Origin of the sequence: Methylobacterium sp. XJLW (assembly GCF_003254375.1) — a bacterium.
Classification (GTDB): domain Bacteria; phylum Pseudomonadota; class Alphaproteobacteria; order Rhizobiales; family Beijerinckiaceae; genus Methylobacterium; species Methylobacterium fujisawaense.
Genome location: NZ_CP016429.1, coordinates 4356932 through 4369275, shown reverse-complemented (window position 1 = coordinate 4369275; position 12344 = coordinate 4356932). Strand labels below are relative to the sequence as shown.

The 12344-nt window shown below is 71.1% G+C and carries 13 protein-coding genes; 3 read left to right on the top strand and 10 right to left on the bottom strand.

All coding sequences use genetic code 11. The features are described 5' to 3' along the window. Positions 1–35 precede the first annotated feature (35 nt). The 3 genes from ntrC to dusB are packed head-to-tail and all read right to left on the bottom strand — an operon-like array spanning position 36 to position 3715. Complete coding sequence (gene ntrC, locus A3862_RS20330; protein ID WP_043384440.1) at positions 36–1502, bottom strand: nitrogen regulation protein NR(I); 1467 nt, start codon at positions 1500–1502, stop codon at positions 36–38. Positions 1503–1550: 48 nt separating this feature from the next. Then, positions 1551–2693 (bottom strand): two-component system sensor histidine kinase NtrB, encoded by a 1143-nt coding sequence (locus A3862_RS20325; protein ID WP_111473919.1) that lies wholly within the window; start codon positions 2691–2693, stop codon positions 1551–1553. Continuing rightward, entirely contained in the window at positions 2690–3715 is a 1026-nt protein-coding gene (dusB, locus tag A3862_RS20320; RefSeq protein ID WP_043757410.1) for a tRNA dihydrouridine synthase DusB, read from the bottom strand. Before dusB ends, A3862_RS20325 begins: the two co-directional genes overlap by 4 nt. A gap of 171 nt (positions 3716–3886) precedes the next feature. Between dusB and A3862_RS20315 the strand changes: the two genes are divergently transcribed. Beyond that, positions 3887–5218: a bifunctional 2-C-methyl-D-erythritol 4-phosphate cytidylyltransferase/2-C-methyl-D-erythritol 2,4-cyclodiphosphate synthase gene (locus A3862_RS20315; protein WP_043757413.1), complete on the top strand. Its 1332-nt coding sequence runs from the start codon at positions 3887–3889 to the stop codon at positions 5216–5218. Between the two features lie 144 nt (positions 5219–5362). Here A3862_RS20315 and A3862_RS20310 read toward each other — a convergent pair whose 3' ends face one another. The 4 genes from A3862_RS20310 to A3862_RS20295 form a co-directional block, all read right to left on the bottom strand. Then, a complete protein-coding gene (locus A3862_RS20310) occupies positions 5363–5761 on the bottom strand; it encodes a (R)-mandelonitrile lyase (RefSeq protein WP_043757415.1) in 399 nt (132 codons plus the stop codon). Between the two features lie 31 nt (positions 5762–5792). Continuing rightward, positions 5793–6539, bottom strand: coding sequence for an SDR family NAD(P)-dependent oxidoreductase (locus tag A3862_RS20305; protein ID WP_043757417.1), 747 nt, complete (start codon positions 6537–6539; stop codon positions 5793–5795). A gap of 120 nt (positions 6540–6659) precedes the next feature. Then, complete coding sequence (locus tag A3862_RS20300) at positions 6660–7574, bottom strand: LysR family transcriptional regulator (RefSeq protein ID WP_043757421.1); 915 nt, start codon at positions 7572–7574, stop codon at positions 6660–6662. A 105-nt stretch (positions 7575–7679) separates the two neighbouring features. After that, the gene (locus A3862_RS20295; protein WP_043757423.1) at positions 7680–8078 is read right to left on the bottom strand and encodes an MAPEG family protein; all 399 of its coding nucleotides are present in this window, start codon (positions 8076–8078) and stop codon (positions 7680–7682) included. Positions 8079–8179: 101 nt separating this feature from the next. Here A3862_RS20295 and A3862_RS20290 point away from each other — a divergent pair, with 101 nt between their 5' ends. Next, positions 8180–8677: a CinA family protein gene (locus A3862_RS20290; RefSeq protein WP_043757425.1), complete on the top strand. Its 498-nt coding sequence runs from the start codon at positions 8180–8182 to the stop codon at positions 8675–8677. Positions 8678–8699: 22 nt separating this feature from the next. Beyond that, positions 8700–9917 carry an FAD-dependent oxidoreductase gene (locus A3862_RS20285; RefSeq protein WP_043757428.1) on the top strand — a complete coding sequence of 406 codons (1218 nt, stop codon included), beginning with the start codon at positions 8700–8702 and terminating at the stop codon, positions 9915–9917. 73 nt (positions 9918–9990) lie between these two features. Here the strand turns inward: A3862_RS20285 and A3862_RS20280 are convergent, their stop codons facing one another. The 3 genes from A3862_RS20280 to A3862_RS20270 all read right to left on the bottom strand — a co-directional run bounded on the left by A3862_RS20280 (position 9991) and on the right by A3862_RS20270 (position 12317). After that, a complete protein-coding gene (locus A3862_RS20280; RefSeq protein WP_043352527.1) occupies positions 9991–10449 on the bottom strand; it encodes a type II toxin-antitoxin system RatA family toxin in 459 nt (152 codons plus the stop codon). Between the two features lie 15 nt (positions 10450–10464). Continuing rightward, positions 10465–11448, bottom strand: a complete 984-nt coding sequence (gene lipA / locus A3862_RS20275; protein WP_043757429.1) for a lipoyl synthase — start codon at positions 11446–11448, stop codon at positions 10465–10467. A gap of 137 nt (positions 11449–11585) precedes the next feature. Continuing rightward, positions 11586–12317, bottom strand: a complete 732-nt coding sequence (locus tag A3862_RS20270; RefSeq protein WP_043352530.1) for an MIP/aquaporin family protein — start codon at positions 12315–12317, stop codon at positions 11586–11588. Between the last annotated feature and the right edge of the window lie 27 nt (positions 12318–12344).

Sequence of the window (12344 nt, the reverse complement as noted above, 5' to 3'; positions counted from 1 at the left end):
CGGCGGCCGCGAAGCAGCCGTCCGGCCGGCCGCCGCTAACGCGCCGTGCGGAACACCTGCAGGTCGAGGTCGCGGACCTTCTTGCGCAGGGTGTTGCGGTTGACGCCGAGCAGTTCCGCCGCGCGGATCTGGTTGCCGCGGGTGGCGGCGAGCGCCGCGCCGATCAGCGGGCCTTCGATCTCCCGCAGGATCCGGTGATACAGCCCGGGGGGTGGCAGGGTGTCCCGATAGCCGGAGAAATAATCCGAGAGGTGGCGCTCCACCGCGCTGGACAGGCTCTCGGACTCCCCGTTGGCCTTGCGGGCCGCGCCGTTGGCGGCCGGGGCCGCGGGCGTCGCCAGCGGAAGGGTGTCGAGCTCGGCCTCGATCACCGGGCCGGTGATCGTCTCCTGCGGGTAGAGGGCGGCCAGCCGGCGGACGAGGTTCTCCAACTCGCGGACGTTGCCCGGCCAGCGGTAGCGCTTGAGACGCTCCATGGCGTCCCCGTCGAGGGTCTTCCGGGTCAGGCCCTCGCGCTCGACCAGCACGAAGAAGTGGCGGACGAGGTCCGGCACGTCCTCGGAGCGCTCGCGCAGGGCCGGCAGCCGCAGGGGCACGACGTTGAGGCGGAAGAACAGGTCCTCGCGGAAGATGCCCTGCTGGATCGAGACCCGCAGGTCCTTGTTGGTGGCCGCGATGATCCGGACGTTGGTGCGGATCGGGACGCGCCCGCCCACGGTCGTGTACTCGCCCTGCTGGAGGACGCGCAGCAGCCGGGTCTGCGCCTCCATGGGCATGTCGCCGATCTCGTCGAGGAACAGCGTCCCGCCCTCGGCCTGCTCGAACCGGCCCGCGGAGCGCTGTAGGGCCCCCGTGAAGGCGCCCTTCTCGTGGCCGAACAGCTCGGATTCGATCAGGTCGCGCGGGATCGCCGCCATGTTGACCGGCACGAACGGGCCGGTGCGGCGGCGGCCGTAATCGTGCAGCGCCCGGGCGACCAGCTCCTTGCCGGTGCCGGACTCGCCGGTGATCATCACGGTGAGGTCGGTCGGCATCAGCCGGGCCAGCGCCCGGTAGATCTCCTGCATGGCGGGCGAGCGCCCGACCAGCGGGATGTCCTCGTTCTCGGGGGGCGCCCCGGCCGGCGCCGCGCCGCGGGGACGCGAGAGCGCCCGGCCGACGATGGCGATCAGCTCCTTCAGGTCGAAGGGCTTGGGCAGGTACTCGTAGGCACCCCGCTCCGAGGCGCGGATCGCCGTCATGAAGGTGTTCTGCGCGCTCATGACGATGATCGGCAGCTCCGGCCGCACGCGCTTGATGCGCGGCAGCAGGTCGAACACGTTCTCGTCGGGCATCACCACGTCGGTGATGACGAGGTCGCCCTCCCCCTGCGCGACCCAGCGCCAGAGGGTGGCGCAATTGCCCGTCGAGCGAACCTCGTAGCCCGCCCGTGACAGCGCTTGGTTGAGCACGGTGCGGATTGCGGCGTCGTCGTCGGCGACGATGATGTGGCCGTTCGGCATGACTCTCTACTCAGACCTCCGACGGGGGGCCGGATTCGGGGATCGACATCACGGATCGACCGCCGATTCGCGCCCGTCCCGGGCACTCGACATCGGCAGAAGGATGCGGAACGCCGTGCGGCGCGGGGCAGGATCGCATTCGACGATCCCACCGTGATCGCCGACGATCTTGGCCACCAATGCAAGACCGAGGCCGGAGCCTTGTGCCTTGGTGGTGACGAACGGATCGAACAGGTCCGGCAGCAGGTCGGCCGAGATGCCCGGGCCGTTGTCGCGCACGGCCACCTCGATCGGCAGGCTGACCCGCTCGCGGGAGCCCGGTACCTGCAGGCGCAGGCCGGTGCGGAAGGCGGTCGACAGGGTGATCTCGCCCTCGACCGCGTCCGGGCCGATCGCCTCCGCGGCGTTCTTCACGAGGTTCAGGATCACCTGGATCAGCTGGTCGCGGTTGCCGAGAACCGGCGGCAGCGACGGGTCGTAGGTCTCGATGAAGCGGATATGCCGTGCGAAGCCCGACTGCGCCGAGCGCTTCACCTGATCGAGCACCCCGTGAACGTTGACGGCACCGCGATCCGAGGGGCGCTCGTCGCCGAACAGCTCCATGCGCTCGACGATGCGGACGATCCGGTCGGATTCGTCGCAGATCAGGCGGGTGAGCAGCCGGTCCTCCTCGGCGCCGGTGCTCTCCAGGAGCTGCGCCGCGCCGCGGATGCCGGCGAGCGGGTTCTTGATCTCGTGGGCCATCATCGCGCCCAGCGCCACCATCGAGCGCGCCGCCCCGCGATGGGTGAGCTGGCGGTTCATCTTGTCGGCGATGGTCCGCTCCTGGAGCATCATCACCACGGCGTCGCCGTCGTCGCCGAGCGGCGTCGCGAACACGTCGACGCTGCGCTCCAGGCCGAGGCGGGGCTGGGTCAGCTCGACCCGGTACTCGCTGACGCTGGCGCGCCGCCGCCGGACCTCGGCCACCAGGGCGATGATCGGCGAGGCGAAGGGGATGATGTCGCGGAGCCGCCGGCGCTGCATCAGCCGCGCCGAATAGTCGAAGAAGGCCTCCGCGGCGTGGTTGCAGTGGAGGATCTGCTCGTCGCCGCCGATGGTCAGGACCGGCAGCGGCAGGGCGTTGAGCACGGCCTCGGCGGCGGTGTCGCGCCGGCTGCCGGTCGCCTGCGGGAGGGAATCGTCGCTCACGCGGCCTCCTGGACAGGATCCGCCGAGCCTGCAAAGGCGCGGGCCAGCAGGGCCTGGGCCGTCGCCGGATCGGTGGTGGTGAGCAGCGCCGCGCGCTCGGCCGGGTCCAGCGCCCCTCCGGTCTCGGCATAGGCGGCGAGGTGCTTGCGCGCGTGCCGCACGCCCATGTCCCGGCCGTAGAGCGACAGGAGCCCCGCATAGTGCTCGGCGGCCAGGGAGGCCTGATCGGCCCGCGCCGGTTGGGGCATCGGCCGCCCGGCCAGGGCCGACGCGATGTGCCCGACCAGCCAGGGCCGGCCGGTCGCCGCCCGGCCGATCATCACCCCCGCCGCCCCGGACGCCGCGAGGCAGGCCCGGGCGCTGGCGAGGTCGGTCACGTCGCCGTTGGCGATCACCGGGATCGACACCGCCGCGACCACCGAGCGGATCGCCGCCCAGTCGGCGCGGCCCTTGTAGAATTGCTGCCGGGTCCGCCCGTGGACGGTCACGGCGTTGAGGCCCAGCCGCTCGGCGCGGGCGGCGAGATCGGCGGCGTTGCGGTTCGCGTCGTCCCAGCCGAGGCGCATCTTCACGGTCACCGGGACCGACACCGCGCCCCGCACGGCCGCGAGCAGGCGCTCGGCGTGGTCGAGGTCGCGCATCAGCGCCGAGCCTGACGCGATCCCCGTGACGATCTTGGCCGGGCAGCCCATGTTCACGTCGATCACGTGGGCGCCCCCGGCCTCCGCCAGACGGGCCGCCTCCGCCATCGGGGCGGCCTCGCAGCCCGCGAGCTGGACCACGTGCAGGTCGACGCCGGAGCCTTCCGCGCGCAGGGTGGCCTCGCCGGAGCCGCGGGTGAGTTCCCGCGCCGCCACCATCTCGGAGATGACCGCGTCGGCGCCGCAGCGGCGGGCGATGCGGCGCATGTGCAGGTCGGTGACGCCCGAAAGCGGGGCAAGCAGGCAGAGCGGGGCGGCGTCTGCCGCTCCTGCCTTCGCACCTTCGCGGCGCAGCGCGCTCAAATAATGGTCAGTCGTCATTCTGCACAACAATGAGGCAAGCCCGGCCCGCTGGCAAGCGGGACCGCGCGTTGATTTCGGGCCCTCCCCCGCTTAAACGACGGGCACCCTCTGCGGCAGGCTTCCGGCGGCAGCGCTGGCCCGCGCGCCGGCCGCCCCTCCGCTCCTCAGGCCCTCACGAGTTCGTCGCCCATGTCCGCCACCGGCACGCCAGCCATCGGACCCGCCAGCGCGGGAGCCGGCGTCGCCGCGGTGGTGGTGGCCGCGGGCCGCGGTATCCGCATCGGCGGCGGCACGCCCAAGCAGTACCGCCGGGTCGGCGGACAGGCGGTCCTCACCCGCACCCTGGCGGCCCTCGCCGCGGATGACGGGATCGCGCGCATCCAGCCGGTGATCGCCGCCGACGCGGCGGACTTCTTCCGGAACTGCCTGGACGAACTTCCACCCGCAATCCGCGCGAAGATCACGGCGCCGGTGGCGGGCGGGGCGACCCGCCAGCTCTCCGTGCGCGCCGGGCTCGAAGCCCTGGCGGTCGGGTCGGCGCCCGAGATCGTTCTGGTCCACGACGCGGCGCGCCCCTATGTGGACGCCGCGCTCATCGCCCGGGCGATCGCGGCGGGGCGGGATCACGGCGCGGCCGTACCCGGCGTCCCGGTGACCGACACGGTCAAGCGCGTCGTCGATATCGCGCCCGGCATCGGCCGGGTGCACGAGACGCCGCCCCGGGAGCACCTCCGCGCGGTGCAGACGCCCCAGGCCTTCACCTTCGGTCCGCTGCTCGCCGCCCACCGGGACGCCGCCGCGCAGGGCCTCGACGGCTTCACCGACGACGGCGCGCTCGCCGAATGGGCCGGCCTGCCGGTGGTGGTCTTTGCGGGCGACGTCGCCAACCGCAAGATCACCCAGCCCGCCGACCTGATCGAGGCGGACCGCGCCTTCGCGACCGAGACCACCGAATTGCCAGCGCCGGGAGCCCGCGCCATGACCACCTACGTGACCCGCCTCGGCACCGGCTTCGACGTGCACGCCTTCACCACCGGCGACCATGTCTGGCTGGGCGGCGTGAAGATCCCCGCGGATCGGGGCGTCCTCGCCCATTCCGACGGCGACGTGGCGCTGCACGCCCTGACCGATGCGCTGCTCGGCGCCATCGCGGACGGCGACATCGGCACCCATTTCCCGCCCTCCGACGAGCGCTGGCGCGGGGCGTCCTCGGACCAGTTCCTGGCCCATGCCTGCGGGCTGGTCCGTGCCCGCGGCGGCCGCATCGACCACCTCGACATCACCGTGCTGGCCGAGGCGCCGCGCATCGGGAAGCACCGCGAGGAGATCCGCGCGCGCATCGCCGCCATCGCGGGCGTGCCGCTCTCGGCGGTCTCCATCAAGGCGACGACCACCGAGAAGCTCGGCTTCGTCGGCCGGGCCGAAGGCCTCGCCGCCCAGGCCGCCGCGACCGTGCGGCTGCCCGAGGAGGACGGTCCCGCCCTCGATGCGCAGGCCGAGACCGCGATGCGGCAGGGCTGACGTCGTCGGCGCGCCGGCGGCCCATCGAGCCCGAAGCCTCGGGTGTGGATCGGCGGCGCGACCCTCGGAGGCGCTGCCCTGGGTGGCGTTGCGACGGTCTGCCGTCGGCGGCCGAACGTCAAAGGCGGACTTCGCATCACGGGCTCAGGGACCGTCGTACGCCCCGTCCGTGACCTGTTCCATCCACGTCACCGCCTCGCCGTCCAGGCGCTCCTGGATGGCGATATGTGTCATCGCCGTGGACGCGGTCGCTCCGTGCCAGTGTCGCTCGTTCGGCTCGAACCAGACGACGTCGCCCGGTGCGATCTCCTCGATGGGGCCGCCTTCACGTTGGACCCACCCGCGCCCGAACGTGACGATCAGCGTCTGGCCGAGCGGGTGTGTGTGCCACGCCGTGCGCGCACCCGGCTCGAAGGTCACGCTCGCCATGGCAACCCGGGCCGGATCGGGGGCGCTGTGAAGTGGGTCGATCCGGACCGTGCCGGTGAACCACGCGGACGGTCCCTGACCCGACGGCTGGCTTCCGCTGCGCTTGATGTCCATCGAATCGATTCTCCTGCGTTCCGGACGTCGCCTAGAGCGACCAGCCTCCATCGACCGAGATCGACGCGCCGGTCACAAACGAACCGAGGTCCGAACACATCCATAGGACGGCGTCCGCGATCTCCTCGGGCTTGCCCAGTCGCCCGACCGGCTCAAGAGCGATGGCTTTCTGGATGTCGCCGCCGGTGAAGCGGTCCATCATCGACGTCTCGATGTTCCCCGGCAGGACGGCGTTCACCCGGATGTTCGACTTCGCATAGTCGAGGGCGGCGGACTTGGTGAGGCCGATGAGCGCGTGCTTGGAGGCGGCATAGCTCGCCCCTCCCGCCACGCCCCTGATGGCCGCACCGGACGCGGTGTTCACCACCACGCCGCTGCCCTGGCGCAGCATCTGAGCGATCTCCTGCTTCATGCACAGGAATGTGCCGCGCAGGTTGACGTCGAGGATCCGGTCCCACTCATCCAGAGCGATCTCGTGGACCGGAGCGGCCTTGTTCTCGATGCCTGCATTGTTGAAGGCGCAGTCGAGGCGGCCGAACTGCGCGACGGTGCTAGCCACCGCTGCTTCCACGTCCGCCGGGACCGACACGTCGCAGCGGATCGCCAGCACCGCGCCGCCGTCCGCTTCGATCTCGGCCCGCAGCTCCTCCAGCGGCGCCTCGGTGCGGTCCGTGATCGCGACCTGAGCCCCCTCCCTCGCGAAGGCGATGGCGGTAGCCCGGCCGATGCCGCTGGCGGCGCCCGTGACGAAAGCGACCTTTCCTGGGAAACGGCGCATGTCCTGATGTCCTCGCTGACCTCGATGAGGGGCCTGACGTAGACATCGCGCAGCGTTCGGGTCAGCCGTGTCCCCTTCAATGAGGCGATGAGCGGAGTTCATCGCCGAATGGCATTGGCCTTACAGGCCAAGCGGTCTCACCTCGCGGATCAGGTCGACGAGGAGCCGCAATCCCGTCGGCAACTGGCGACGTCCGGGATAGTAGAGGTGGAAGCCGGCCCCCGCGACGACCCAGTCTGCCAGCACGATGCGTAGCTCGCCGCGGGCGACTGACGGTCCGACGCAGGGTTCCGGAAGATAGGCAAGCCCGCCGCCCGCCGCCGCCAGGGTCAGGGCGAATTGCGTGTTGTCGAGCGTGACCGCCCCTGGAACGTCGAGCGCGATCGTCTCGCCCTCCCTCTCGAACTCCCATCGGTAGAGGCTGTCGTCGCCGAGGCGGATGCGCAGGCATCGGTGAGCCGCGAGGTCGCGGGGATGATCGGGCGTCCCGTGGCGCTCAAGGTAGGACGGCCGACCGACCACGACCCAGCGCAGATCGGCCGACAGGCGCTGTGCCACCATGTCCTGGGGAACCGTTCCGCCATACCGAATGCCCGCATCGGCTCCGGCGTCCACCACGTCGAGCAGGTCGTTGGACACCCGGACGTCGATCTCGACCCGCGGATGGCGTACGTGGAAGAGGGGCAGCACAGGGGCGAGCAGCAGCGTGCTCGCATGTTCGAGCACATTGAGGCGGATCCGGCCTGTGGCTTTGGCCGGCTCGCGGTGCTGATTGAGCAGGTCGAGTGCGCAGCCGATCGCTGCGAAAGGCGCATCCAGGGACGCGAGCAGATCTTCCCCTGCCGCGGTAAGGGTGACGCTGCGGCTGGTGCGGTTGACCAGCCGCACGCCGAGGCGCGCCTCCATCGATTTGAGCGCGTGGCTCAACGCGGAGGCGCTGACGCCAAGCTCCAGGCCCGCACGCCGAAAGTTGCGATGGCGCGCGATGGCGAGGAAGGTTCCGAGATCGGCGAGCTCGGTCCGATTGATGCGCATCGAGGCAGTGGAAGGCCGGCGCGCGGGAAAGCAAGTCGTGCCGCATCCCGACTGCGCCGTGTCGAAAGCGGCCTCCGAGGCTGCCGAGCCGCGCGACCGCCGGCCCTAGGCCACCCGCAGCAGCAGCGCGATTGCCGCGATGGCCAAAGCCGCCATCGTCAGCAGGATGCCGCCGCCTCGGCAGGCGAACTGCCGCGGGGAGTTCGGGGGCGCGAACATCCCGATCGGGTGCAGGATCCGGCCGACCAGCAGGGCGATCAGCAGGGCCTGGACCAGAGTGTGCCCGCCGCCGCCCGCCTCCAGAAGGCCGATGACGATGAGCGCCAGGGGCACGTATTCCGCGAAATTGGCGTGCGAGCGGACGCGCTTGAGCATCGTCTCGTCGCCCCCGTCCCCGAACAGCACGTTGCCGGAGACGCGGCTCGCCATCACCCAGCCCGAGAGGCCGAGGTACACGAGGGCGAGCAGCCCGGCAAAGACGGCCGTGGTCGCGGGGAAGATCATGGATGGGTGTCTCCGATGGCGGCCGCCGGTCCTTGAGCCGGGCTCGGCCTTGGGTCACAACACGAGATAGGGCGCGGCCGCCCGACGGGAGCCCGTTCGCGATGATCGAAGACGCAGAGCTTCTCGCGCGGGCCGAGGCGCTGGTGGCGGCCTTCACGGCGGCCCGGCGCACCATCGCCACGGCCGAATCCTGCACGGGCGGGCTCGTGGCGGGCCTGCTGACCGCGGTACCGGGTTCCTCGGCCGTCGTGGAGCGCGGGTTCGTCACCTACTCGAACGAGGCCAAGGCCGAAGCCATCGGCGTGCCGATGGATCTGATCCGCCAGCACGGTGCCGTGAGCGCGCCGGTGGCGGGAGCGATGGCCGCGGGCGCACTCGCCGCATCGCGGGCCTCCGTCGCGGTGGCGATCACCGGCATTGCCGGACCCGGCGGCGGCAGCGCCGAGAAACCGGTCGGACTCGTGCATTTCGGCCTCGCCCAGCGGGAGGGCGGCATCCGCCTTCTGGAGCGTCGCTACGGCGATCTCGGACGCGCGGGCATCCGCTGCGCCGCGGTCGCCGACGCCCTCGGCCTTCTGGAGGAGGCCATTCGCGGCTGACCGCAACCCGGGAGGGACGTCCATGGACAGGGTGACGACGCGCCTCTGCATCGTCGGCGGCGGCCCGGCCGGGATGATGGCCGGACTGCTCTTCGCCCGCGCCGGGATCGACGTGACCGTCCTGGAGAAGCACGCGGATTTCCTGCGCGACTTCCGCGGCGACACGATCCACCCCTCGACCCTCGACCTGATGGACGAGCTGGGCTTCACGGAGCGCTTCCGCGCCCTCCCCCAGCGGCGCGTCGAGACCTTTTCGGGCGTCGTCGACGGACGCAGCTACCGGGTCGCCGATTTCAGCCGGCTGCCGACCCGGAACCGCTTCCTGTCCTTCATGCCGCAATGGGACTTTTTGGATTTTCTGGCCGGCGCGGCGGCCCAGTATTCGGGGTTCCGGCTGCTCCGCCGGACCGAGGCCCGCGATCTCATCGAGGCGGATGGTCGGATCGCGGGCGTGCGGGCCGATGGGCCGGATAGGCCGGTGGAGATCCGGTCCGATCTCGTGCTCTGTGCGGATGGCCGTCACTCGCGGATGCGCGCGCGCGCGGGCTTTACGCCCCGGGCCTTCGGGGCGCCGATCGACGTGCTGTGGTTCCGCCTGCCGCGCCGGGATGGCGACCCGGAGGCGGCGGCCGGACGGTTCGGTCCGGGGCGGATCCTGATCACCCTCGACCGGGGCGACCTATGGCAATGCGCCTACGTGGTGCCGAAGGGCGGCGACGCGGAGCTCCGCGCGAAGGGCCTGCCGGCCTTCCGCGCGGCGGTGGCGGCGATCGCGCCGTTCCTGGCCGACCGCACCGCGGCCATCGCCGATTGGGACGACGTCAAGCTCCTGACCGTCACCGTCGACCGGCTCGACCGCTGGTACCGACCCGGGCTGCTCTGTATCGGCGATGCCGCGCACGCGATGTCGCCCGTGGGCGGCGTCGGGATCAACCTGGCGATCCAGGATGCGGTGGCGGCGGCCAACCTCCTGGTCGAGCCCCTGCGGGCCGGCCGGCTCTCGGAGGCCGATCTCGCCCGGGTCCAGGCCCGGCGGATGTTCCCGGTCCGGGCGACCCAGGCGCTCCAGCGGATGATCCAGTCCCGGGTGATCGCCGCGTCCCTCGCGGCCGATGCGCCGTTCCGGGCGCCCCTGGCGCTGCGCCTCCTCGATGCCCTGCCGCGACTGCAGGTCCTGCCGGCGCGGATGATCGGCATGGGCGTGCGGCCCGAGCACGTGCGTGCGCCGCTGCGCGCCTGACGCCCCTTCCCCGAACGCGGCGGAGCCATCCAGGGCCGGCCCTGCGGGCTTCGCGGCGCGTTGACGGTGCGGCCTATGCTCCGGCGCCGTACATCCGGTTGGCGCGCCCCTCGAAGGCGTCGGTGAACTTGCGGAAGGCCCGGTCGAACATCGTGCCCATGAGGAGCCCCAGGGTGCGGCTCTTGAACTCGTAGGTGATGAAGAAGTCGACGTTGCACCCCCCGTTCGGCGCATCCTTGAAGAGCCAGCGGTTTTCCAGATGCCGGAACGGACCGTCGATATACTCGGCCACGATCTTGAGGTTCGCGGGATCGAGGGTGACCCGGGTGGTGAATCGCTCGCGGATCGCCTTGTAGCCCACGCCCATCTCGGCGATCAGCACTTGGCCGCCGTCGGGCATGTCCTGGCGGCGGATGATCCGCAGGGATTCGCAGAGCGGCAGGAACTCGGGATAGCGCTCCACGTCGGCGACGAGGTCGTACATCTGCTGCGGCGTGTGCTTCACCGCGCGGGTGACCCGGAAGGACGGCATGGTGTTGGGATTTCCTCAGGCCGAGAGCGCGGGCGACAGTTTCGCGAGGCGGGCCGCCTGAAGGCGCGAAAAGTCCTCGCCGGCGTGGTGCGACGAGCGGGTGAGCGGTGTGGCCGAGACCAGCAGGAAGCCCTTGGCGTAAGCGGTGGTCTCGTAGGCCTTGAATTCGTCGGGCGGCACGAAGCGCACGACCTCGTGGTGCTTCTTCGACGGCTGTAGATACTGGCCGATGGTCAGGAAGTCGACGTCGGCCGAGCGCAGGTCGTCCATCAGCTGGAGCACCTCGTTCCGCTCCTCGCCGAGCCCGACCATGATGCCGGACTTGGTGAAGATCGTCGGGTCGAGCTCCTTCACCCGCTGGAGCAGGCGCACCGAGTGGAAGTAGCGGGCGCCGGGCCGCACCGTCAGGTACTTGGCCGGGACCGTCTCGAGGTTGTGGTTGAACACGTCGGGCTTGGCGGCGACGACGACCTCCAGAGCCCCGTCCTTGCGCAGGAAGTCGGGGGTCAGGATCTCGACGGTCGTGCCGGGGCTCGCCCGGCGGATCGCCGCGATGGTGCGGGCGAAGTGCTCGGCGCCGCCGTCCTTCAGGTCGTCCCGGTCCACCGAGGTGATCACCACGTGGTGCAGGCCGAGCTTCGCCACCGAATCGGCGATCTTCTCGGGCTCCCCGGCGTCGAGGGCGTCGGGCAGCCCGGTGCGGACGTTGCAGAAGGCGCAGGCCCGCGTGCAGGTGTCGCCCATGATCATGAAGGTGGCGTGCCGCTTCTCCCAGCACTCGCCGATATTGGGGCAGCCGGCCTCCTCGCAGACCGTGACGAGGCCGTGCTCGCGCACGATCTTCTGCGTCTCGGTCCAGGCCTTGGAGCCGGGCGCCTTCACGCGGATCCAGTCCGGCTTCTTGGCCTGGACGGGCTGGTCGGGCCGGTGCGCCTTCTCGGGATGGCGCAGGCGCGCGGTGCGCGGATCGTTCTTCAGGATGTCGAGGACGACGGCCATGGGTCGGGGGCTGCCACACCGCGGGGAGGCGCCCGTGGGCGCGGTCGGGATCGCCCTGATTTAAGGCCCAAGGCGTCGCGCCGCAAACCGCCGCGACGCCGGGCCGCCCCGCGGCGGTTGAGGGTGCGGGATTTCCGTCAGATCCCGAGCAGGCGTACGAACAGCCCGGCCAGCACGGCCCCGACCACGGGGCCGGCCACGGGAATCAGCGCGTAGCCCCAGTCGGAGGAGCCCTTGCCGGCGATGGGCAGGACCGCGTGGGCGATGCGCGGCCCGAGGTCGCGGGCCGGGTTGATGGCGTAGCCGGTGGTGCCGCCGAGCGACAGGCCGATGCCCCAGACCAGCATGCCGACCATGTAGGGTGCGACGCCCCGCGGGATCGCCCCCGCGGAACCTAGCGTGGTGGTCACGAGGGCGGAGATCGTCAGGATCAGGAAGAAGGTCGCGATGATCTCGGAGAGCCAGTTGGCCTTGGCGTCGCGGATCGCCGGACCGGTGCAGAAGCAGGCGAGCTTGAGGCCGGTATCCTGGGTCGCGCCCCAATGCGGCAGATAGTGGAGCCAGACGATCACGGCGCCCACGAAGGCGCCGAGCATCTGGGCGGGAATGTAGGTGGCAAGCTTGCTGAAATCGCCGGAACTGACGGCGCCCGCCACCGTGACCGCGGGGTTGATGTGGGCGTCGGCGCTGCCGGTGGCGTTGGCCACGAACACCCCGGCGAGGACCGCGAAGGCCCAGCCTGCCGTGATGGCGATCCAGCCGGCATTCTCGCCCTTGGAGTGCTTGAGCAGGGCGCCCGCGACCACGCCGTCGCCGAGCACGATCAAGGTCATCGTACCCAGAAATTCGCCCAGGAATGGTGATGTCATAGTCTTGTCTCCCCCGTTCGCTGCTTT